This is a genomic window from Kitasatospora sp. NPDC048365 (assembly GCF_043200835.1).
GTDB lineage: Bacteria > Actinomycetota > Actinomycetes > Streptomycetales > Streptomycetaceae > Kitasatospora > Kitasatospora terrestris.
In genome coordinates this window covers 44,019-65,392 of record NZ_JBICYJ010000018.1, presented here as the reverse complement: position 1 = coordinate 65,392, position 21,374 = coordinate 44,019, and the positions used below count along the sequence as shown (strand labels likewise).

The window sequence follows — 21,374 nt, the reverse complement described above, 5'->3', positions numbered from 1 at the left end:
CTGGCCACAGGGCAGCGACAACGCGGGCGGGGGTTGCTTCGGAACGAGAGGAGCGAACCCATGGGCAGCCTGTCCCCGGGGTTCCAAGGAAAGCCCCGGACGATCGAGAGCCGGCTCCCGCCGGGCCAGTACCCGACCGAGGACTTCCCCGTCCTGTCCGCCGGGCCCACTCCCCGCATCCCCACCGACCGGTGGTCGTTCACTGTGACCGCCGAGACGGGGGAGACCCGGTCGTGGACCTGGGACCAGATGATGGCCCTGCCGCAGGAGGAGCCCACCGTCGACATCCACTGCGTGACCCGGTGGTCGAAGTTCGACACCCGCTGGCGCGGCGTCTCCCTCGACGTCTTCCTCGACCAGGTCGACACCGCCGCCGACTTCGTCATCGCTGAGTCCTTCGACGGCTACACCGCCAACCTCCCGCTGGAGGACGTGACCGACGGCAAGGCGTGGCTGGCGCACTCCTTCGACGGCTACCCGCTCTCCCCGGACCACGGCGGCCCGGCCCGCCTGCTGATCCCGCACCTGTACTTCTGGAAGTCCGCGAAGTGGGCCAAGGGCCTCATCCTCACTCCGGAGAACGAACCCGGCTTCTGGGAGTCGGCCGGCTACCACGACTACGGCGACCCGTGGCGCGAGCAGCGCTACTGGAGCGACTGATGCGCGGCTGGCGACGGGCCCGCCTGACCGAGCGGACCGAACAGACGGCGACCGGCCGCACCCTGAAGTTCGAGGTCCCGAGATGGCCCGGACACCTCCCCGGCCAGCACGTCGACGTCCGGCTGACCGCGGACGACGGCTACCAGGCCGTCCGCAGCTACTCACTCGCGGCCCCCGCCGACACCAACAGCATCGAGCTGGGAATCCAGTCCGCCCTCGAAGGCGAGGTCTCCCCGTACCTGGCCGACGACCTCCCCGTGGGCGCCGATGTCGAGGTCAAAGGCCCACTCGGGGGCTGGTTCGTGTGGACCCCCCAGGAACCCGGCCCGCTCCTGCTGGTCGCAGGTGGCTCCGGCATCGTGCCGCTGATGGCGATGCTGCGCGCACGCCTCGCCTCCGCCTCGGACGAGCCCTGCACGCTGCTCTACTCCGTCCGCGACCCGGACGAGGTCTGGTACCCCGCGGAACTCGACGCTACTGCTCACCCCGTCCATGTCCGACGCCTCTACACCCGCCGTGCGCCCGAGGGGTCCGAACGTCCCGCAGGACGCATGACGAAGCACGACCTGCTGGACCTGCCGGCCACTGCGGCGACCCACTGCTTCGTCTGCGGGCCCACCGGATTCGTCGAGCACGCCGCCATCCTCCTGCTCACCAACGGGTACACGCCCGACCAGATCCGCACCGAACGCTTCGGCTGACCCGCCCGAGCCGCACGGCAAGGAGAACCCCGGCCATGAACGAGCACCCCCTGTACCTCGACGGCAACGCCCTGGCCGGCCCGCTCGGGGAGGTCTTCGCGATCGACCCGACCACGGCCTGGCGCCTGTGCCCCTCCTGTCGCCTCCCGGCGACCATGGGCCAACTGCACGTCTACGGACCCGAACCTGGTCTGACCGCCCGCTGCCCCGGCTGTGAGGCCATCGCCCTGCGGGTCGTCACCCAGCCCGAGTACCTCTGGCTCCAACTCGGCACAGGGGCAGGCGCCTTCCGCTTCACCCTTCCGCACGCCACGCCGTGACCTGCGAAGGCTCGGATGGAGTTCCATCCGGCCGGCCCCGGGGTGCGGAGGCCGGCCGCCGTCGCGGCCCCGGGGATGCAGGCCGCGACGCTCGTTGCCGGTCGAGCAGTGAACCCCTGAACCGGCTGCGAGGTCAGACGTCCTTGAGCTGGACGCCCTTCGTCTCCCGCATGAGGTAGCACGCGAGGCCCGTGAACACGCACAGCAGCATGATGTAGAAGCTGGAGAACCTGGCCTGGCCGAGGCCGACGAAGAGCTGGTTCAGGTACGGCGCGGTGCCGCCGAAGACCGCTACGGACACCGAGTACGCGAAGCCGATGGCCTGGGTGCGGACCCTCGTCGGGAAGTTCTCCGCCATGGTGGCGGACAGCAGTGCCCCGGGGATGGCCACGAGGGTGAGGGCGATCGAGTCCGCCACCAGCAGTGTCCAGCCCGGCGATCCGATGAGTTGCTTGAGCGGGATCTGCAGAGCGAACATCAGCACCGCGAACGTGATCATCAGCGGTCGTCGGCCGATGCGGTCGGAGAGGTGGCCCCACAGCGGCAGGGTGAGCAGGGCGACGCACTGTGCTGCGACCGAGCACCAGTAGGCGGCGGCGGGGTCCATGCCCTTCTGGATGATGGCGTAGGTCGAGACGTACGAGGTCCAGGTGTAGTGGGCCGCGGTGATGCCCGACGTCATCAGGATGACGAGCAGGACTGCGCGGGTCACCTGCCACCTGGGCAGCGGCCGGGTGGCGGCGTTCGACTGCTCGTCGGAGAACACCTCGCTCTCGTCCATGCTGCGACGCAGGTACAGGGCGGCGAGGGCCAGGAGCGCGCCGAGGAGGAAGGGGATGCGCCAGCCCCACTGGGCGACTTCGCTCTTGGAGAGGAGGGACGTCACGGCTCCGCCCACCGAGAAGGCGAGGGCCGAGCCGCCGAAGATCGCGACGAAGACGATGCTTCCCCACAGGCCGCGGCGCTCACTGGGCGCGATCTCCGCGATGTAGGTGTTGGCGGTCGCCGACTCGCCGCCGTGGGCGAAGCCCTGGATCATGCGGGCGAGGAGCAGGGCGAGCGAGGCCCCGGCGCCGATGGAGGCGTAGCCGGGCATGAGTCCGATGGCGAGACTGCCGCCGGCCATCATCAGCATGGTGGTGACCAGGACGAACTTGCGCCCGCGCCGGTCGGCGACGCCGCCGAAGACGATGCCGCCCAGCGGGCGCATGAGGAAGCCCACCGCGAAGACGGCGAGGGTGGACAGCAGCGCCGACATCGTGTCGGCCGAGTGGAACATGGCTTTGGCGATGAACGGCGTGAAGACGGCGTAGGCGCTCCACTCGTACCACTCGAGGACGTTCCCGATCGTGCTGGCGAGCAGGGACTTGCGCCTCGAACGGACGGTGCTGCCGGGATCGGGTCTCTCCCCGGTCGCGGTGCCGGGCTCTGCTTGTGCGTTGCTCACGAAGGCTCCTTCGCTGTTTTCGGGCAGGGGGAAGTGAGGTCTGGCACGCGGTGAAGGTGAAGGGGGGTGTCGGGAGGCGGCCGTGCGTCAGTCGCGGGTCGCCGCGCCCAGGCCGGCGTACTGCGCGGCCATCGCCAGCAGGCGGGGGACACCCGCCTCGAGCGACGGCGCGAAGACCGTGTCGTTCGGGCGCTCGCCGCGCTGCCAGCGGGTGTGGATGGCCTCGCAGAAGATCGCGGCCTTCCACAGTGCGAGGGCCTGGTACCAGGGGAGCGGGGTGAGATCGAGGCCCGTGCGCGCCTGGTAGCGCTCCGCCAGCTGGCGCCGGGTGAGGTAGCCGGGTCCCTGGGTCACCGGGGTGAGCTCGAGCGGGGTGGCCGGGGTGCCTGCCTCGGAGTAGGTGGCGGTCAGGTAGCCGAGGTCCGCCAGCGGGTCGCCGAGCGTGGCCATCTCCCAGTCCAGGATCCCGATGATCCGGGCCGGCGACTGGGGAGCGAACATGAGGTTGCCCATGCGGTAGTCGCCGTGGACCACCGCGGTCGCCTGACTGGTCGGCAGGTTGCGGCCGAGCCAGTGGGCGATCCGCTCCACCTCGGGCAGGCTGCGCGTGGTGTTGACCTCCCACAGCCCGCTGAACCGTTCGACCTGGCGCCGCAGATAGCCGCCGGGGGATCCCAGAGCGGCGAGCTCGCCCGTTGTCACGTCGATGCCGTGGAGGGCGACGAGGGCGTCGACGACCGCGGCACTGGTCGCCGTGCGTTGCTCGGGGGAGAAGAGGTGGGTGGGGATCGTGTCGGTGACGACGGTCCCGTCGAGGCGGGACATGAGGTAGAACGGCACGCCCAGGACCGACTCGTCCTCGCAGACGGCGATGATCTCCGGCACCGGCACCCCGTGCCCGCGCAGGATCTTCTGGATGCGGGCCTCGCGCACCATGTCGTGCGTCGACTTCGGCAGCGGCGGGCGCGGACCGCGGCGCAGGACGACGGAGGTGTCGCCGCGCTCGATCAGGTAGGTGATGTTGGAGTGCCCGTCACCGATGCGCTGCCATGCCAGCGGGCCGCTTCCGATGCCCTGCGCGTCGAGGAACTCGGTGACCGCGTCGACGACCAGCAGGGGCGGGCTGTCGAGATGCCGGGCCTCCTCCGGGCCGGCGACGACCTCCGCTCCGTCGGGGACGGTCTGCATCACGCGCCCCCGTCCCGGTCGACGGCGGCGTCGCCGAGGTACCGCTCGCCGGCCGCCAGCGCCTTCGCCCGGCCGGCCGAGGCGCGGCGTGCGATGGCCCACTTGTGGGTCTCGTTGGGGCCGTCGTAGATACGGAACGGGCGGACCTCGTTGAGGTACTGGGCGAGCGGGAGCCCGGTGGAGACCCCGTCGCCGCCGCAGATCTGGATGGCGCGGTCGATCACCCGGAAGATCGCCTCCGAGCAGTGCACCTTCGCGATCGAGGACATCGCGGACCCGGCCTTCGGATCGGCGTGCAGCAGCGCGGCGGTCTTGGTGATGATCGCGTCGGACGTCTCGATGTCGATCACCGACTCGGCGATGAGGCCCTGTGCCAGGCCGAGGGAGTCGATCGGGGAGCCGAACAGCTCGCGCCGCCCGGCCCGGTCCAGCGCGATGTCGAGAGAGCGGCGCGCCAGGCCCAGCCACCGCATGCAGTGGGTGAGGCGGGCCGGCCCGAGCCGCACCTGGGCGTACCGGAAGCCGAGTCCGACCTCGCCCAGGACCGCATCCTCGGGGACGAAGCAGTCCTCGAGGTAGAGGTGCGGGTGGCCTCCGTCGATGGCGCGGTCGACGGTGTGGATCGGCTCGCCGACCCTGATGCCGGGGTTCGCCATGTCGACGAGGAACATGGTGGCCCCGGCCGGGGAGCCGCCGGTGTCGGGGGTGCGGGCCATCACGATGCCGAATCCGGCGCCGACGGCGCCGCTGGTGAACCGCTTGTGGCCGTGGATGGTCCAGCCGCCGGCCGAACGCACTGCCGTGGTCCGCAGGGCCGCCGGGTCGGACCCGGCTCCCGGGTGGGGCTCGGTCATGGCGAAGCAGGACCGGATATCTCCGGCGGCCAGGGGAGCGAGGTAGCGGTGCTTCTGCTCCTCGGTCGCGATCAGGTTCAGCATGTGCATGTTTCCCTCGTCGGGTGCCATGCAGTTCAGCGCGCTGGGGCCGATCGGCGAGTAGCCGGCCTCCTGCAGGATCGGCGACCAGTGCTCGATGGACACCCCCTGCCCGCCGTACTCCTTCGGCACGTGCGGGGCGAAGACCCCGGCATCCTTCGCGGCCGCCTGCAAGCGCTCGCGCGTGGCCTTATCGAGGCGCTCTCCCGGTGCGGGTTCCGCATCGACGACGACCTCGCGGACGAACCGGCGGGTGCGCTCGCGCAACTCCTCGACCTCGGACGGGAGGTGAGTGAAGGCCATGGGTGTCCTTGCTCCTTTCTGGATGGGCGGGTTCGTCACGCGGTGCCGCCGGCGACCGTGAGACCGCCGTCGACGGTCAGGACGTGGCCGGTGACCCAGGAGGACTCGGCCGAGGCCAGGTAGGCCACCGCGGAGGCGACGTCGGAGGGGATGCCGAGCCGCTTCATCGGGTAGTCCTCTGCGGCTTCCCTCTCCCTGCCCTCGTAGAGGGCCTGGGCGAACTGCGTCTTCACCACGGCGGGAGCCACGGCGTTCACGCGGATCAGCGGGCCGAGTTCGGCGGCCAGGGTCCTCGTCAGGTGGGAGACCGCCGCCTTGCTCACCCCGTAAAGGCCGATGCCCGGGGCCGGGGTCTCCGCGGTCACCGAGGAGAGGTTGACGACGCTTCCGCAGCGCTCCGCGAAGCGCAGTCCCGGGTGCGCCACCGCGCCCTGGATCCACGCGAGAGTGGCGAGGACGTTGACCTCCAGCACCTTGCGGGCGACATCGAGGTCCAACTGGGCGACCGGACCGTAGGCCGGATTGATGCCCGCGTTGTTCACGAGGATGTCGAGCCCGCCGAACTCGCGGGCGACGGTGTCGAAGACCTCCAGGCGGTGCTCGGGATCGTCGGCCTTGCCGGCGACGGCGATGACGCTGCCCTCGGGGAAAGCGGCCGCAACCTCCTTCAGCGGCCCGGCCTTGCGGGCGGTGATGCACACCCGCGCGCCTTCGGACACCAGCTGCTCGGTGATCGCCAGGCCGATTCCCCGGCTCGCGCCGGTCACGACGGCGGTACGGCCCGAGAACCGGGCCCGGTCGGTGTGGTTCTGGTGCAACGGATCAGTCCTTCGAAGGGGCGGACGGCTCGGAGCCGGCGGCGGTGCGGAGCTCGGCCCGGCGGATCTTGCCGGTCTGGGTCTTGGGCAGGTCGGCGACGAAGTGGATCCGCCGCGGGCACTTGTAGGCCGCCAACCGCTCGCGGGAGAAGGCGATGAGCTCCTCCTCGGTGGCGCTGCGCCCGGCCTTGAGGGAGACGTGGGCGACGACGGTCTCCCCGCGGTACTCGTCCGGCTCCCCGACGACGGCGGCTTCGAGGACCGACGGGTGCTCGTACAGGGCGTCCTCGACCTCGCGCGGCCAGACCTTGTACCCGGACACGTTGATCTGGTCCTTCAGCCGGTCCACCAGGTAGACCCAGCCCCGCTCGTCGATGACGGCCACGTCACCGGTGCGCAGCCGGCCCTCGGGCATGGCCTGGCGGGTCTCCTCGGGCTTGCCCCAGTACCCCGGCACCACCTGCGGCCCGCTGAGCTCGAGCTCGCCCTGCTCCCCGGATGGCACCGGGTCGCCGTGCAGGTCCACGACGCGTGCCGCCAGGTGCGGTAGCGGCAGTCCGATGGACAGCGTCCCGCTCGGCGGGTGGATCGGCGCCCGCTGCCCGGGCGGCACGGCGATGACGGCGGAGGTGGTCTCGGTCATCCCGTAGCCGTTGTGGATGTAGACGCCGAATCTTTCCTGGAATCGCTCGATGGTCGCCGGGGGGATCGGCGCGCCTCCGGAGTACAGGGCCTTCGCCGCCGCGAAGTGTTCCGGCCGGGCCTGCGGCAGTTCGTAGATCGCGTTGTACGCCGTGATGGAGCCGATCGTGTAGGTGACTCCGTGTTCGGCGAAGGCCTCCAGGACGACCTCGGGGTGGAACCGGCCGGTGAGCACGAGCGTGGTGTCGGTGAGCAGCGAGAGGGCCGCGTTGGCGACCGCGCCGGTGATGTGGAACAGCGGGGCGATGGCGAGCACGACGTCCCCGTCGCCGAGGCGGGTCCACGATTTGCAGGTCCCGACCACGCTCAGCACGTTGCCGTGGGTGTTCATGGCGCCCTTCGGCGGCCCGGTCGTCCCGGAGGTGTAGGTCAGGAACGCCACGTCGTCGCGGGTCAGCGGCAGCGGGGCGGGTCGGCGGCCGCTGAACTCCTCGATCAGCGCCAGGAGGTCGCCGTCCGGTGCGGGTGCGGTGCGGTCCGTCGACGCGAACACCCGCCGGTCGTCGCGGGACTGGAGGTCCAGCGCCGATGTGCTGATCAGCCATCGGACCGTGCTCCCGGCCAGGGTGTCGAGCGTCTCCTCGGCGTCGGTGTCCGCGCACACGATCCCCACTGCCCCGGCGTCGTCGACGATCCGGCGCAGTTCCTGGCGCCGGTACATCGGGTTGAGCCCCAGCACCGTGGCGCCCAGCTTCCACAACGCCAGCATCACCAGCGCGTACTGCGGGATGTTCTGCAGGTAGACGCCGACCCGGTCGCCGCGGCCGGTCCCGCGGGCCGCGAACGCGGCCGCGAGCGCGTCCGACGCCGCGTCCACCTCCTGCGCGGACAGACCGCCGTCGAAGTACCGAAGCGCTGTGGCGCCGGGGTTCTTCGCCACCCGGGCTCTCCACGCGGCCACGAGTGATTCGTGGACGCTTCGCGGCCCGGCTTCGACACCCCGGGGGAGCAGGGCGTCCCCCGAGGGCTCATCAGGCACCGTCATGTGCTGTCCTTCCACTTACTGGATTACCGAGCGGCCGCTCGGTTACCGAGCGATCGCTCGGTAAAGTGAAGGGGTGGGTCGAGGGCCGTGTCAAGAGATCCGACATCGGCGTCGGGGGTGCGACCTGCATACTGATGAGCCGACGCGACGAAGATCCGGGGGAAGAGGAGCGCTGTGACCGAGGCCGATGCCGGGCTGGACTGGAGGACCTACGCGGGCAGCGGGCTGCCGCCCATCCTCGAGACCGCGCTGGCCTGCTTCACGGAGCACGGCTACCACGGGACCACGATCCGGACCGTGGCCGCCCGCGCGGACCTCTCCGTCCCGGGGTTGTACTACCACTACCCGTCGAAGCAGGCGCTGCTCGTCGCGATCGTCTCCTACGCCATGGACGACCTGTGGGAGCGCAGCACCCAGGCCTTGGAGGAGGCCGGCCCCGACGTCCGGCGCAGGCTGGACCTGCTCGTCGAGTGCCTCGTCCTGTTCCATGCGTACCGGCGGGACCTCGCGTTCATCGCCGCCAGCGAGATCCGCAGCCTCGTCGGGGACGCTCGCACGACCTACATCGGCGCCCGGGACCGCCAGCAGCGCCTGATGGACGAGGTGGTTGAGGACGGCGTCGCGCAGAAGGTCTTCACGACCGAGTACCCACGCGAGGTCAGCAGGGCGATCGTGACCATGTGCACAGGCGTCTCCCAGTGGTACCGCCCCGAGGGCGAGCACGCCCCGCAGGAGCTGGCGGAGCGGTACCGCGTCATGGCGCGAATGACGGTGGGTGCCGCCTGACCGCTGCCCTCGCGAAGGGCAGCACCTCCCGCAGGCCGGCCCGACGGGTCCGGCGCAGCCGCTCAACGTTCCATCACGTTCGCGATCGGGGCGTGCAGGTCGCCGCGTGGTGGCCGCCCTTTCCAATGTTGACGCCGCCTACTTTGCGCTCCTATCGTGAGTGCGCCATCGGTCCTGACCGGCTCCGGTCTTCGTGCCGATGCCCACGCTGCTGCGGGGCGGGCCTCTTCGGCGTGCCCGTCGGGCGAGGAGCGCTCGGCCGACTCCGCGGCCGCAGATCCGGCCCCGCGGAAGGGCGCCTGCGCCAGCTGCCCCTTCATCGGCTTCGGGCCGCCTGCGCACATACGACTGCCGCCGGACGGTGCCGGCCGGGGCGCCCTCGGCTGCGGGCGTTCCCGGAGGGCGCACCGGCGTCCCGATCGACATCGCTGTGGAGGCAGCTCAATGACTGATGCGTTCAAGGGCGGTCTGACCGACCCGATCGTGCTCATCGCCCCGGCGATGGCCATCGGCTCGGGCTACTACAGACCTCTTGTCGAAGAGTTCGAGTCGCGAGGATGGGGGGCGCAGGCACTCACCCGACGCGGTTTCGAGAAGGGCCGGCCGCGAGCGAGCCGGACCAACGACTGGACCTACGCCGACGAGATCGACGACATTGCGCGGGAAGTCGCCGCCGTCCGCACAAGGAACCCCGGACGCCCGGTGCTCCTGCTCGGGCACAGTCTCGGCGGCCAACTCGTCGCAGGGCACGAGCTCACGCACATCCCGGCCGACGGCGTTGTCACCGTGGGAGGCGCCATCCCGCACTACCGGCACTTCCGTATGGGCGGCGTCGAGATAGCGACCATGGCGGCGCTCGTCGTGCCGACAACGACCGCGGTCCTCGGCTACCTCCCCAAGCCGGCATTCGGCGGCCCCGGCGCCCGCACCATGATGCGAGAGTGGTCCCGGATGGTGCTCACCCGACAGATGCCCTTCCGGACCGACCGCATGATCACCACGCCCGCCCTCATCGTCAGCCTCGACAACGACCAGTTGTCGCCGTTGGCCGCCGTCGACGACTTCACCGGACACCTGTTCCATCCCAGTGCGGTCGCCCGCTGGCACTACCGGGACGACCAGGTCCCACCCGGGGCGTCGAACGACCACATCGCCTGGGTGAGGACCCCGGGCACCGTTGTCCACCGAATCCTCGCGTGGTGGGCCGACGCCTCTTCAGAAAGGGCTTCCGGCCCGGCATCTGCCGGATGAGCCGCCCCGTGGGGCGACCCGGGTCTGCCGGCCAAACGGGTACGGAGCTCTGCTGCCCGGATCCGGAAGATCCGAGCAGCGGAACTGATACGCCGCTGGCAGCAGGCCGTAGCGCCGACATTCGCCACCCGGCGATCCCAGCCCCGCAGGCGTAGAGCCGAGGCTGAGTGGACGGCGGGCGAGGTCAGAAGCTGATCTCCAGCGCCACGATGGGACGCCGGCGCCGTCGGCCGGTCACCGTGGCGTACACGTTGCCCACGCGGGCCATCAAGTACTTGCGGCCCAGCAGGCGGCGGACCTTCTCCTTGCCATCGGCGTCGAGGACCCGGCCGGTGCCCGGCGCCTCGGCGGCACCGGGCTTGATCCGGCCGCGCACGTCGCAGACCACGACCTTCGCCCGCGGGTCGCGGCGCAGCCGCTTGACCTTCCAGGAGTCGGCCTCGGTCCAGACGTACAGCAGTCCGTCGTCCACGACGTGCCACACCGGGGTGGCGACGGGGGTGCCGTCCTTGCGGTAGGTGGTGAGGCTGACGTAGCGGGCGCGTGTCAGCGCGTCGAGCGTGCGCGGGTCGAGGGCAGTCACGGTGTGTCCAATCTTGTGGGGATCTGCGAGAAGTCGAACGCGTGGTCGGCGACACTGAAGCAGCTCACCCCCAAGGCTGGCGACTGTTTCCACTCTTGGCCCCTGCGCCGGGCCGATCCGGTACGAGGGAGGCGAAGTCGCGGGCAACGCCGTCTCGCCGAGCCCGTGGAGTTCGGGTGGCGGCCTCCTCGCCGGGCAGGGCGGGGCCGGCTTAGTGTTCCCGGAAGTCCGGCCAGGCCCGCACCGAGTCCACTGGTGGAGTCGGTGGATGTCGGGGCGCTGCGCCCGGCGAGGCCGCGACGAGGTGCGTCTCCTTCAGCGGACGGGGACGTGGCGGGCGAGGTACGTCAGCCGGTCGGCGGCGCTGCGCTCGAACCGATCGCCGACGTGGACGTCGCCGCCGTCACACCGACCGCCGAGGGCTCGGGCCGCCCAGCAGCTGGGCGGCGACCTTCTTCGCGGTCGCCTGGGCGGAGCCGGGGTTCTGCCCGGTGACGAGGTTGCCGTCGACCACGGTGTACGAGACGAACGGCAGCCTGGCCTTCTCGTACAGGGCGCCGCGCTTCCTCATCTCTTCTTCCGGGTTGTAGGGCACGTGCTCGGCGACTCTGGCCAGGACCTCCTCGCGCCAGGCGAATCCGGTGACCTTGCGGCCTGCGACCAGGTGGGTGCCGTCGGAGAGCCTGGTGTTCAGCAGGCCGCAGTAGCCGTGACAGACCGAGGAGACGACGCCGCCCTGCTCGAAGATCTCCCGGGTGATCCGCTGAAGGCCCTCGCTGTCGGGGAAGTCGTACATGACGGCGTGCCCGCCGGTGAAGTAGATCGCGTCGAATTCCGATGCGTCGATCTCCTCCGGGCCGGCCGTGTTCTCGAGCAGCGCCATCCGCGCCGGGTCGGAGTGCCAGGCCTTCGCTGTCTTGTCGAGGTTCGGGAACTTCAGCGACCGCGGCTCCAGGGGCACCGCACCGCCAGCCGGGCTGACGAGCGTCTGATGGAATCCGTGCTTCTCGAAGACGTGCCAGGCGTGGGTGAGTTCGGACAGCCACAGCCCGGTGGGATGGGACGGGTCGTCATAGTGGGCGACGTTGGTCACGACGTTCAGGATGCGCTTGGTCATGGGCTGGTCTCTCAGTTCTTGCTCTGGACAGGGGGCGGTATGTGCAGCGCCGGCTGACCCTCAGTCATCACGCCGAGCCGGATCGTCCGAATCGGCTGAGCGGGCGGACACCGTCGCGGACACTGCCGTCACCCGGCTTCAGGTAGATGCCTCGCGGGAACCGCTTCGCCGGTGGAAAGGGCGTCGATCCGGCTGGTGGTGGAGTGCCGGGCCCCACCGATGACCGTGGCAGGGATCAAGGGCGCTGGCGCGCCCGCCCGTGGTGCACCCGGTCTGCTCCGGGCCGGCGGCCGAAGGCCGGGTCGACCTTGCCGCAGTCGTTGTTCAGGCGCGGTCGCGTGGCCCCCGCCGACGGTGAGGCCGAGGCTGGTGCCCTGTGGACCGGCGCCATCGTGCTGCTCCTCCACGAATGTATGCGATGCTTACATTGGAGGGTTGCAGATATTGTAAGCACTGTCAACAAGCGGGAGGCCGTGGCCCGCTCCACCTGCCGCGCCGGCCCCCGTCGGCGGTCGGGTCCCCCGACGGGGGCCGGAACCCCTGTCGGCAGGCGCGGACCCGGCCGGCTCGCGGTTCCTGGCGACGGTGGACCGTGCCTGACGGGGCCGGGTGCGGCCACGGCCTGCCGTCGGCTGAGCCTCGCCCGGCTCCGGTCAGCGCCTGCGCGCGCCGGACGCGGTGAGCTGGCCGACCATGTCCTCCATGGATTCCTGGGCGGGTCGGTAGCGTACGCGCAGTGTGCGGCGGCTCTTGGTGGTGTCGTTGCGGAGGTCGAAGCCGATATTGCGTCGCAGGTATTCGCGGGAGAGGCCGACCGCCGGCGCGAGGGCGACCGCGAGGGCCTTGGGGACCGCTCGGCGCGGCAGGCGGAATCGGGTTCCGTAGGCGGGGAGCAGCCGGCGGCCGAGGTCGACGATGTCGGTGGCCTCCGCCACGACGAGGTTGCGGCCTTCCGCCTCGGGCAGGAAGGCGGCCGCCAGGTGCGCGTAGGCGACTTCGCGGACATCGACGACGGCCACGGCGATGCGGGGTGCGCCGAAGGCGGCCCCGTCGCTGGTCATCTGCCGGACGATGGCGAAGCTCTCGCTGGTCGGATTGGGGTTGAGTGCCGGGCCTATGACCAGGCCGGGATTGATGGTGACCAGGCGCCAGCGGTCCTGGCCCGAAGCGATCCGCCAGGCCTCCCGCTCGGCCATGGTCTTGGAGTAGCTGTAGGGCTCGCGGGTCAGTGACGAGGTCGTGTTCCAGCTCTCCTCGGTCACGGTCCGGCCGGGAATGCGTCGGACGTCCTGGGCGTCGCCGACCATCGCGGCCAGCGAGCTGGTGAGCACCACCCGCTCGACGCTTGCCGCCTTTGTGGCGGTGTTCAGCACGTTCTGGGTGCCCCGTACGGCCGGGTCGACGAGGTCGCGCTGCGGATCCGGTGCCGACCGGGTGAACGGCGAGGCCGTGTGGATCACGACTCGGCAGCCCTCGATGGCCTCCCGGTAGGAGCCTTCGCGCATCAGGTCGGTCGCGAACAGGCGCAGTGTGCCGGGTGAGGTGTCGGCCGCGGCGAGGAGGTGTCGCACCTTGCCGGTGTTTCGCGGGTCGCGGACCGCGCCGTGGACCGTGACCCCGGCGTCGAGCAGGGCTTTGACGATCCAGCCCGCGACGTATCCGGTGGCCCCGGTCACCAGGACCGGCGCGCTCGTGTCGACAGGCAGGCCGCCGAGATCGATTCGGCTGTCCAAGGGGTTCTCCCATTCTCGGGCTGGGCATGTGGGGCTGGCGGCTGGGGCCGGCCGTGGTGTCGGGGGCCGTCCTGGCTGTGCGGGGCAGGGCCGAGGCGCCGGAGGCACCGGCCCCGTGCCCGCGGATCCGCCCCCGTGCCGGACGGGACGGGGGCGGATTCTGGGGCGGAGTCGCGCGGTAGGGGGATCCGGCGGTGCCGGCGCCTCGGCCTCGACGGTCACGCCCGTGCGTCACCTCGCGGGTGGACGCCGGTTGTCCTGCTCAGTCGTTGACGAGGATGATCTTGCCGGTGTGTCCGCCGGCCTCCATGAGGCGGTGCGCCTCGGCGGCGGCGGCGAGCGGCAGGATGCGGTCGACGACGAGGTTGACGGTGCCGTCCTCGATCAGCGGCCAGACCCACTCCTGGACCTCGGAGATGATCGCGGCCTTGTCGGCGGCGGGGCGGGTGCGCAGGGTGGTGCCGTGGACGGAGGCGCGCTTGAAGACCAGCTCGGCGAGGTTGAGCGTGGCCTCCAGACCGTTCTGCAGTCCGATGACGACCAGGCGCCCGTCCGGGGCGAGGGAGCTGACGTTGCGCTGGAGGTACTCGCCGCCGATGACGTCGAGGATGACGTCGTAGGGGCCGTGGTCGGCGAAGTTCTCGGTGCGGTAGTCGATGGCGACATCCGCGCCCAGTGCCCGGGCGCGGGCGGCCTTCTCGGGGCCGCCGACGGTGGTGACGACGCGGGCTCCGAGGGCCTTGGCGATCTGGATGGCGGTGGTGCCGATGCCGCCGGCGCCGCCGTGGACGAGGATGGTCTCGCCGGCTTCGAGGTGGGCGGTCATGGCGAGGTTGGACCAGACGGTGGCGACGGCCTCGGGCAGGGCGGCCGCCTCGACGAGGCTGACGCCCTTGGGGACGGGCAGGAGCTGGCCCGTGGGGACGGCGACCTTCTGGGCGTAGCCGCCGCCGGTGAGCAGGGCGCAGACCTCGTCGCCGATCCTCCAGCCGGTGACGCCCTCGCCGACGGCGCTGATGCGCCCGGAGGCCTCGAGGCCGGGGTAGGGGGAAGTGCCGGGCGGCAAGGGGTACAGGCCCCAGCGCTGCATGATGTCGGCCCGGTTGAGGGCGGTGGCGGCCACGTCGATGACGACCTCGTCCGCCGCGGGGGTCGGGTCCTCGACCTCGGTCCACTCCAGGACCTCGGGGCCGCCGAACTCCTTGATCGTGATTGCCTTCATGGTGCAAGTCCGTTCGCATGGCAAGCCAATGTTTGCACCGTACACATTAGGGGCATCGAGTGTGCAGTGTCAACATTGACCCTTGCTGAGCAGTGCTCAATAGGTCTAGGGTCGCAACCATGACCGCCACGGCCCCACAGGTGCGGGTACGCCTCAAGCCCGAAGAGCGCCGGACACAGCTGATCGGCATCGGCCTGCGGCTGCTCACCACCCGACCCATCCACGAAATGTCCATCGACGAGGTGGCCGCCGAGGCCGGCATCTCCCGCAGCCTGCTGTTCCGCTACTTCCCGACCAAACGCGACTACTACGTCGCGGTGGTCGAGGCGGCCGGGCGCCGGCTGCTGCGGCACGCCAAGGCGCCGGAGGAAGGCTCGCCGGCCGAGCGGGTGCGCGGGATCGTGGAGGGCTTCGTGTCGTTCATCCAGCGCCGCAAGGTCAACTACGTGGCCCTGGTGCGGGCCGGCGCGGGCGGCGACGAACGGGTGCTGGAGGTCTTCGAGGACAACCGCCGCACCCTCGCGGACCGCGTCCTCGACGCCGCCGGCGTCCCCGACCCTGCGCCGCTGCACCGCCTCGCCGTGCTCGGCTGGCTGGCCATGGCGGAGGAGATGGCCATCGGGGCCACCGACGAGGTCGTCACCACGGCGGACCTGGTCGACCTGCTGGTCGGCAGCCTCGAGCAGGTCATGGACCGGTTCACCGACCGCGACCGCTGAAACCCCGCCGGACGCGAGGCGCCCGGCCCACATCCCCTTCAACTACTGAGCAATGCTCGACAAGGCGGGAGCACATGGACTTCGGACATTCGGCCAGGGCACGCGAGTACATCGAGCGGGTGGAAGCGTTCATGGCCGCGGAAGTCCTGCCGCGCGAGCAGGAGTACTACGCCGCTCTCCGGGCCCAGGACGACCGCTGGACATCGGTCCCGCCGGTGATCGACGAACTGAAGGCCAAGGCCAGGGCCGCGGGCCTGTGGAACCTCTTCCTCCCCGACACCGTCCACGGCGCGGGCCTGACCAACGTCGAGTACGCCCCGCTCGCCGAACTGATGGGCCGCTCGCCGATCGCCCCGGAGATCTTCAACTGCAACGCCCCCGACACCGGCAACGCCGAGGTGCTGCTGCACTACGGCAGCGGCGAGCAGCGCACCCGCTGGATGGAACCGCTGCTGCGCGGCGAGATCCGCTCGGCGTTCTGCATGACCGAACCGGACGTCGCCTCCTCCGACGCCGCCAACATGGCGGCCACCGCCACCGTGGACGGGGACACCGTCGTCCTCAACGGCCGCAAATGGTGGAGCACCGGCATCGGGCACCCCGGCTGCCGGTTCGTCATCTTCATGGGACTGACCGACCCCCAGGCGCCGCGCCACGCCCGGCACTCCATGGTCCTGGTTCCCCTGGACACCCCCGGCGTGCGCATCGAGCGGATGCTGCCGGTCTACGGCTACCTCGACGAACCCTACGGCCACGGCGAAGTGAGCTTCACCGACGTCCGGCTGCCGCTGAGCGCCGTGATCGCCGGCCCCGGCCGCGGCTTCGACATCGCCCAGAGCCGCCTCGGCCCCGGCCGCATCCACCACTGCATGCGACTGATCGGACTCGCCGAACGCGCACTGCAGCTCGCCTGCGAGCGCTCCCTGTCCCGCACGGCCTTCGGCAAACCGCTCGCCAACCTCGGCGGCAACCGCGAACGCCTCGCCCGCGCCAGGATCGCCATCAACCAGGCCCGCCTCCAGGTCCTGCACGCCGCCTGGCTGCTCGACACCGCCGGAGTGTTCGGCGCCATCAACGAACTGTCCCAGGTCAAGGCAGCCGTCCCGGCGATGGCCTGCGACGTCATCGACATGGCCATCCAACTCCACGGCGGAGCCGGCCTGTCCGACGACTTCCCGCTCGCCGGCGCCATGGCCGCCGCCCGCGCGCTGCGCTTGGCGGACGGCCCCGACGAGGTCCACCTCGGAGTCGTCGCCCGCATCGAACTTCGCGGCCATGCCCAGGCCGCGGGATGAGCCCGCGCAATCACCTCCCCGACGCTGCGCCGCCGACCGCCAGCAGCCCCCGCGAGGTCGGGACCCCCAGCCGCCAGGACCGGAAGGAGTACGTGAGGACACCGTGACCACACGGAGGAAAATACTCATCACCGGAGCGAGTTCGGGACTGGGCGAGGGCATGGCCCGCGCCTTCGCCGCCCGCGGCCGGGACCTGGCGCTCTGCGCCCGCCGGATCGACCGGCTGGAGGCGCTGCGCGAGGAACTGCTGGCCGCCCACCCCGGTATCACCGTCTCCGTGCGCAGCCTGGACGTCAACGACCACCCGCAGGTCTTCGAGGTCTTCCGCGCCCTGGACACGGACCTGGGCGGCCTGGACCGGGTCGTCGTCAACGCGGGCCTGGGCAAGGGGCGCCCGATCGGCACCGGCCGCTTCGACGCCAACCTCCAGACCGCGCAGACCAACTTCACCGCCGCCCTCGCCCAGTGCGAGGCCGCCATGGAGATCTTCCGCGCCCAGAACGCCGGCCACCTCGTGGTCGTCTCCTCGATGAGCGCGCTGCGCGGCCTGCCGCGCAGCCTCACCACGTACGCGGCCAGCAAGGCCGGCCTCTCGGCCCTCGCCGAGGGCATCCGGGCCGAGATGCTCCAGACCCGCACGCCGATCGCCGTCACCACCCTGCACCCCGGCTACATCGCCACCGACCTGAGCGCGGGCGCGGCGAGGACGCCGATGATGACCTCCACCGAGAAGGGGGTTCGCGCCATGGTGCGGGCCATCGAACGCGAGAGCGCCGAGGCGAAGGTCCCCGGGTGGCCCTGGGTCCCGATGGGATTCCTCATGCGCCACCTCCCACTGCGACTCGTGACCAGGGCGGGCTGATGAGCGACACCGACCAGGGCGCCGTCCGGGCCGAGGACGCCTTCGACACCGCCCGGGTGCACACCTGGCTGACCGGACAGGTCGACGGACTCGCAGGCCCCCCGCCCGAGGTCGTCCAGTTCACCGGCGGCGCGTCCAACCTCACCTACCTGCTGCGCTACCCGCACCTGGACAAAGAACTGATCCTGCGCCGCCCCCCGGCCGGGAAGAAGGCGGCCTCGGCGCACGACATGGCCCGCGAGTACCGCGTCCAGCAGGCGCTCAAGCCCGCGTTCCCGCTCGTCCCCACGGTCCGCGCCCTGTGCCAGGACCCGGACGTCCTCGGCAGCGACTTCTACGTCATGGACCGCGTGCCCGGCATCGTGCTCCGCGGCCGGCTCCCCGCCGGAACCGCCCTGCCACCCGCCCGGGCCAGGGCACTGTCGGAAGCCTTCGTCGACTCCCTCACCGACCTGCACCGGGTCGACGCCGCCGCCGCGGGACTGGCCGACCTCGGCAAGGGCGAGGGCTACGTCCGCCGCCAGGTCGACGGCTGGACCCGCCGCTACGCGCAGGCACGCACCTGGAACACACCGAGCTTCCACCGGGTGATGGCCTGGCTCGACGAGCACCAGCCCGACGACGTGGCCCAGTGCGTCGTCCACAACGACTGGCGCCTGGACAACCTCGTCCTCGACGAGCACGACCTGCGCCTCACCGGCGTCCTCGACTGGGAACTGGCCACGATCGGCGACCCGCTGATGGACCTCGGCAGCGCCCTCGCCTACTGGGTGCAGGCCGACGACGGACGGATCGCCCAGGCGCTGCGCCGTCAGCCCAGCCACCTGCCCGGCATGCTCACCCGCGCCGAGATCGTCCAGCGGTACTGCACCCGGACGGGTCTGCCGGCGGAGAACTGGCCGTACTACGAGGTCTTCGGCCTGTTCCGGCTCGCCGTGATCGCCCAGCAGATCTACTACCGCTACCACCACCGGCAGACCCGCAACCCGGCCTTCCGCAACCTCTGGATCGCCGTCAACTACCTCGACCGGCGGTGCCGTTCCACCATCCGCCGAGCCGGTCAAGACTGACCGAAGGAGTGCCCCGTGCCACTGATCTGCCTGGTTCGTCACGGTCAGGCGTCCGCCGGCGCCCAGGACTACGACGTCCTGTCCGAGCTCGGCCGCGCCCAGGCCGCCGCCGTCGGACGCGAACTCGCCCGCCGCGGTCTTCGAGACCCGCACCTCGTGTCCGGCACCCTGGCCCGTCAGCGCGACACCGCCCGCCTGCTCGCGGAGGCAGCCGGATTCACCCGACAGGTCCACCACGACTCGCGCTGGAACGAGTACGACCACGACGCCCTGCTGGAGCACTACGCCGGCTCGTCGCAGGGCGCCTCCTCCGTCCAGGAGCTGATCGATCACGCGCTCACGGCATGGATGGTGGACGGCACCGTGGCGGGCGGTGGATCGTGGGCCGACTTCGAGCAGGTGGTGGAGGACGCGCTCGCCGAGCTGACCGATGCGCTCGGCCGGGGCCGCGACGCGGTCGTGGTCACCTCGGCCGGACCGATATCCGCGCTCTGCGGCGACCTGCTGGCACTGCCTCCGGTGGGGGTCGCCGCACTCCACCGCGTGACCGTCAACGCCTCCGTCAGCACCCTGGTGATCGGCGCGTCGGGGACCGGTCTTCTGACCTTCAACGAGCACGCCCACTTCACCGGCGAACGGAGCCATCTGCGCAGCTACCGCTGAACGCGGCGCCGACCGGCTTCCGGCAGGGCCCGCCGGGGTGAGGCAGGAACGGGAGGGCACGAGGGTGCCGAGGCGGAGCCACAGGGAAGGCACGCAGCGGCAGGAGAGCGTCGGCGGAGCCCGCGCCGCGAGACGGCGGCTGATGCTGTGGCGCGCTCTCATGGTGGGCGGACATGTCTGTGCCGGTGAGTTTTGGCCCCCACCAGAACGGGGCTCACCTGGCACCTACTTCCAGGCCTTGCGGGTGACGGCCTGGGGCGGTGCCGAGAAGGAATGGATTGAAGTGGCCCCACCCCTGGCTGGTCGCCCGCTCGACGTTTCTGTCACTCCTCGTCGAACTCCACGGGGTGCGGCAGCGGCTCCCACTCCGGCAGCCAGTCCGTGGCCGTCCGGCCGGTCAGCGCGAGGTGGAACCAGTCGCCGAAGCCCAGGTCGGTGTCGTGCCAGTCCGCCCAGCCGCGGCGAAACGCCGAGACCGTCCAGGCCCCGCCCTGGCGAGGAACGAGGAACAACTGATCGCCCTCGACCGTGTTCCCCCAGACCAGCGCCCCGCCGGGAGAGGGCAGCACGACGTGCGGAACCGTACGGGACGCCTCCAGCTTCCGGCCCATGCCTTCGGCGTAGCTGCGGAGCGTCCGGGCCCCGCAGATGTAGATGTAGTCCGATATGGCCGCGTCGCCGTACGCGCCAGCGATCGCGATGAAGTCCTCGGGCAAGGTGACCGACCAGGCCGCGGCGATCTCCTTGATCAGATGCCCTTCGTCCTGCCGGACTGGAGCCCCGAGCAGGGGAACGAAATCGCTGACGGTCCTCATCTGGTCTCCTCCGGCGGGAAGTCCCCGCACCTCAAGATGGCGCCGCCCACCGCCGCCGACCGACCAGAGAGTAGCCCAGGGGTCAGACCAGCCCATGCCGGCCGGTGACGACCGCTGCGTTCTGCACACCCACCGCGCCGATCGACCGGTGGGGCCAACTCACCCCGGGGCCAAGGAAAACCGTCCTAGACACGGGACAAGTTGCTCGCGCAGTTCCCGGCGTCCCTGCCGGGGCTACTCCCAGTCCCAGCGCAGGCCCAGGATGCAGGGTGGGAGGTCGCTGGCGACGAGGTGGGCGCAGTGGTGGCTGTCGAGGGTCTGCTCCTCGGTTTCCAGAGGGGCCCGGCCCGGGGTCCGGAGGGTGACGCGGTCGCAGCGCACGGGGAGGGCGGTGGGGTGGAAGGTGACCTGGAGGACGTACTGGCCGGCGCCCGCGTTGAAGCCGCGCACGTACTCGCGGCTGGGCTGCGCGGCCTGCGGCTCGTCGAAGCCGTAGCCGATCAGATGGGTGTCGCCGGCACGCAGGCGGCGGTCGAGAAGGAGCTCGGCGACCAGCAAGTGTGCGCCGGGGTCGCGGCGGATCCGGCCGGGTCGGCAGTTCTCCTCGGCACGGACCCGGACCCGGTCGATGTCGATGCCGGGGTCGCCCTGGTAGATGGCGAGGTAGCGGTCTACGCCGTCGCGGTGGGCGCGCAGCACGTGCTGTGAGTCACGGCGCAGCAGCCGGCGGTCGGCGCCGACCCGGATCCGCTCGATGTGGGCGACGGTGTGCAGCCCGGTGTCGGGTGGGCCGGAGAGGACGGCGAGCAGGCCGTCGACGGCTTCGGCAGGCCCGATGAGGTCGCGGTAAGGGCGGACCGCAGGCACGGCCGGGTCGTGGCCGCCCCGGCGCGGCCCGAGCAACCGGGTGAGGGAGTGCTCGGGCAGCTCCAGCACGTCCTCCAGCACCGCCACGGCCCGCAGCGACTCGGGGCGTTCGGGACGGCGGTGGCCCTGCTGCCAGTAGCTGAGGCTGGTGACGCCGACCCGGACGCCGCGCTGCGCCAAGTGCTGCTGGAGCCGGTGCAGGGCCAGGCCGCGGGCGGCGATCGCCGTGCGCAGCGCGAGGTGGAACGGCCCGGTGCGCAGGGCGACGGCGAGTCCGGGCGGTGCGGACGGCTGCTGCATGGCACCTCCTCGATCGACCCGACGTCCGCCGC

The 21,374-nt window shown here is 71.2% G+C and carries 21 protein-coding genes; 10 read left to right on the top strand and 11 right to left on the bottom strand.

Annotated elements, in window-relative coordinates; genetic code table 11:
- Positions 1-60 precede the first annotated feature (60 nt).
- Genes ACGFX4_RS19780 through ACGFX4_RS19770 form a run of 3 tightly spaced genes read left to right on the top strand, consistent with a single transcriptional unit; the run spans position 61 to position 1,681 of the window.
- Positions 61-660 carry a sulfite oxidase-like oxidoreductase gene (locus ACGFX4_RS19780; RefSeq protein ID WP_393075831.1) on the top strand — a complete coding sequence of 200 codons (600 nt, stop codon included), beginning with the start codon at positions 61-63 and terminating at the stop codon, positions 658-660.
- Positions 660-1,361, top strand: coding sequence for a ferredoxin reductase (locus tag ACGFX4_RS19775; RefSeq protein ID WP_393075829.1), 702 nt, complete (start codon positions 660-662; stop codon positions 1,359-1,361). Before ACGFX4_RS19780 ends, ACGFX4_RS19775 begins: the two co-directional genes overlap by 1 nt.
- 35 nt (positions 1,362-1,396) lie before the next feature.
- Positions 1,397-1,681 carry a DUF6510 family protein gene (locus ACGFX4_RS19770; RefSeq protein WP_393075827.1) on the top strand — a complete coding sequence of 95 codons (285 nt, stop codon included), beginning with the start codon at positions 1,397-1,399 and terminating at the stop codon, positions 1,679-1,681.
- Between the two features lie 133 nt (positions 1,682-1,814).
- Here the strand turns inward: ACGFX4_RS19770 and ACGFX4_RS19765 are convergent, their stop codons facing one another.
- The 5 genes from ACGFX4_RS19765 to ACGFX4_RS19745 form a co-directional block, all read right to left on the bottom strand.
- A complete protein-coding gene (locus ACGFX4_RS19765; protein WP_393075824.1) occupies positions 1,815-3,128 on the bottom strand; it encodes an MFS transporter in 1,314 nt (437 codons plus the stop codon).
- Positions 3,129-3,215: 87 nt separating this feature from the next.
- Complete coding sequence (locus tag ACGFX4_RS19760; protein WP_393075821.1) at positions 3,216-4,316, bottom strand: phosphotransferase family protein; 1,101 nt, start codon at positions 4,314-4,316, stop codon at positions 3,216-3,218.
- On the bottom strand, positions 4,316-5,554 hold the full coding sequence (locus ACGFX4_RS19755) for an acyl-CoA dehydrogenase family protein (protein WP_393075818.1): 1,239 nt from the start codon (positions 5,552-5,554) through the stop codon (positions 4,316-4,318). The genes ACGFX4_RS19760 and ACGFX4_RS19755 overlap by 1 nt, the downstream gene beginning before the upstream one ends.
- Before the next feature lie 35 nt (positions 5,555-5,589).
- Positions 5,590-6,372, bottom strand: a complete 783-nt coding sequence (locus tag ACGFX4_RS19750) for an SDR family oxidoreductase (RefSeq protein WP_393075815.1) — start codon at positions 6,370-6,372, stop codon at positions 5,590-5,592.
- A gap of 4 nt (positions 6,373-6,376) precedes the next feature.
- A complete protein-coding gene (locus ACGFX4_RS19745; RefSeq protein ID WP_393075812.1) occupies positions 6,377-7,954 on the bottom strand; it encodes a class I adenylate-forming enzyme family protein in 1,578 nt (525 codons plus the stop codon).
- A 279-nt stretch (positions 7,955-8,233) separates the two neighbouring features.
- On the opposite strand from ACGFX4_RS19745, the gene ACGFX4_RS19740 reads away from it, so the two are divergent.
- Positions 8,234-8,845 carry a TetR/AcrR family transcriptional regulator gene (locus ACGFX4_RS19740; protein ID WP_393075809.1) on the top strand — a complete coding sequence of 204 codons (612 nt, stop codon included), beginning with the start codon at positions 8,234-8,236 and terminating at the stop codon, positions 8,843-8,845.
- A 444-nt stretch (positions 8,846-9,289) separates the two neighbouring features.
- On the top strand, positions 9,290-10,096 hold the full coding sequence (locus ACGFX4_RS19735; protein ID WP_393075806.1) for an alpha/beta fold hydrolase: 807 nt from the start codon (positions 9,290-9,292) through the stop codon (positions 10,094-10,096).
- Between the two features lie 184 nt (positions 10,097-10,280).
- Here the strand turns inward: ACGFX4_RS19735 and ACGFX4_RS19730 are convergent, their stop codons facing one another.
- The 4 genes from ACGFX4_RS19730 to ACGFX4_RS19715 form a co-directional block, all read right to left on the bottom strand.
- Positions 10,281-10,679, bottom strand: a complete 399-nt coding sequence (locus ACGFX4_RS19730) for a PPOX class F420-dependent oxidoreductase (RefSeq protein WP_393075803.1) — start codon at positions 10,677-10,679, stop codon at positions 10,281-10,283.
- 403 nt (positions 10,680-11,082) lie between these two features.
- Positions 11,083-11,796 (bottom strand): type 1 glutamine amidotransferase domain-containing protein, encoded by a 714-nt coding sequence (locus tag ACGFX4_RS19725; RefSeq protein WP_393075800.1) that lies wholly within the window; start codon positions 11,794-11,796, stop codon positions 11,083-11,085.
- 653 nt (positions 11,797-12,449) lie between these two features.
- A complete protein-coding gene (locus ACGFX4_RS19720) occupies positions 12,450-13,529 on the bottom strand; it encodes an NAD-dependent epimerase/dehydratase family protein (protein ID WP_393075797.1) in 1,080 nt (359 codons plus the stop codon).
- 262 nt (positions 13,530-13,791) lie between these two features.
- Positions 13,792-14,751 (bottom strand): NAD(P)H-quinone oxidoreductase, encoded by a 960-nt coding sequence (locus ACGFX4_RS19715; RefSeq protein ID WP_393075794.1) that lies wholly within the window; start codon positions 14,749-14,751, stop codon positions 13,792-13,794.
- 119 nt (positions 14,752-14,870) lie between these two features.
- On the opposite strand from ACGFX4_RS19715, the gene ACGFX4_RS19710 reads away from it, so the two are divergent.
- The 5 genes from ACGFX4_RS19710 to ACGFX4_RS19690 all read left to right on the top strand — a co-directional run bounded on the left by ACGFX4_RS19710 (position 14,871) and on the right by ACGFX4_RS19690 (position 19,360).
- Positions 14,871-15,470: a TetR/AcrR family transcriptional regulator gene (locus ACGFX4_RS19710; protein ID WP_393075791.1), complete on the top strand. Its 600-nt coding sequence runs from the start codon at positions 14,871-14,873 to the stop codon at positions 15,468-15,470.
- Between the two features lie 74 nt (positions 15,471-15,544).
- Positions 15,545-16,765 (top strand): acyl-CoA dehydrogenase family protein, encoded by a 1,221-nt coding sequence (locus ACGFX4_RS19705; protein WP_393075788.1) that lies wholly within the window; start codon positions 15,545-15,547, stop codon positions 16,763-16,765.
- Between the two features lie 103 nt (positions 16,766-16,868).
- Positions 16,869-17,627, top strand: coding sequence for an SDR family oxidoreductase (locus ACGFX4_RS19700; RefSeq protein ID WP_393075785.1), 759 nt, complete (start codon positions 16,869-16,871; stop codon positions 17,625-17,627).
- Positions 17,627-18,697, top strand: a complete 1,071-nt coding sequence (locus ACGFX4_RS19695; RefSeq protein ID WP_393075782.1) for a phosphotransferase family protein — start codon at positions 17,627-17,629, stop codon at positions 18,695-18,697. The genes ACGFX4_RS19700 and ACGFX4_RS19695 overlap by 1 nt, the downstream gene beginning before the upstream one ends.
- A 15-nt stretch (positions 18,698-18,712) precedes the next feature.
- Entirely contained in the window at positions 18,713-19,360 is a 648-nt protein-coding gene (locus ACGFX4_RS19690; RefSeq protein ID WP_393075779.1) for a histidine phosphatase family protein, read from the top strand.
- A 323-nt stretch (positions 19,361-19,683) separates the two neighbouring features.
- Here the strand turns inward: ACGFX4_RS19690 and ACGFX4_RS19685 are convergent, their stop codons facing one another.
- Together ACGFX4_RS19685 and ACGFX4_RS19680 are read right to left on the bottom strand one after the other, a co-directional pair.
- Entirely contained in the window at positions 19,684-20,175 is a 492-nt protein-coding gene (locus ACGFX4_RS19685; RefSeq protein ID WP_393075776.1) for a hypothetical protein, read from the bottom strand.
- 234 nt (positions 20,176-20,409) lie between these two features.
- Complete coding sequence (locus tag ACGFX4_RS19680; protein ID WP_393075773.1) at positions 20,410-21,342, bottom strand: hypothetical protein; 933 nt, start codon at positions 21,340-21,342, stop codon at positions 20,410-20,412.
- Between the last annotated feature and the right edge of the window lie 32 nt (positions 21,343-21,374).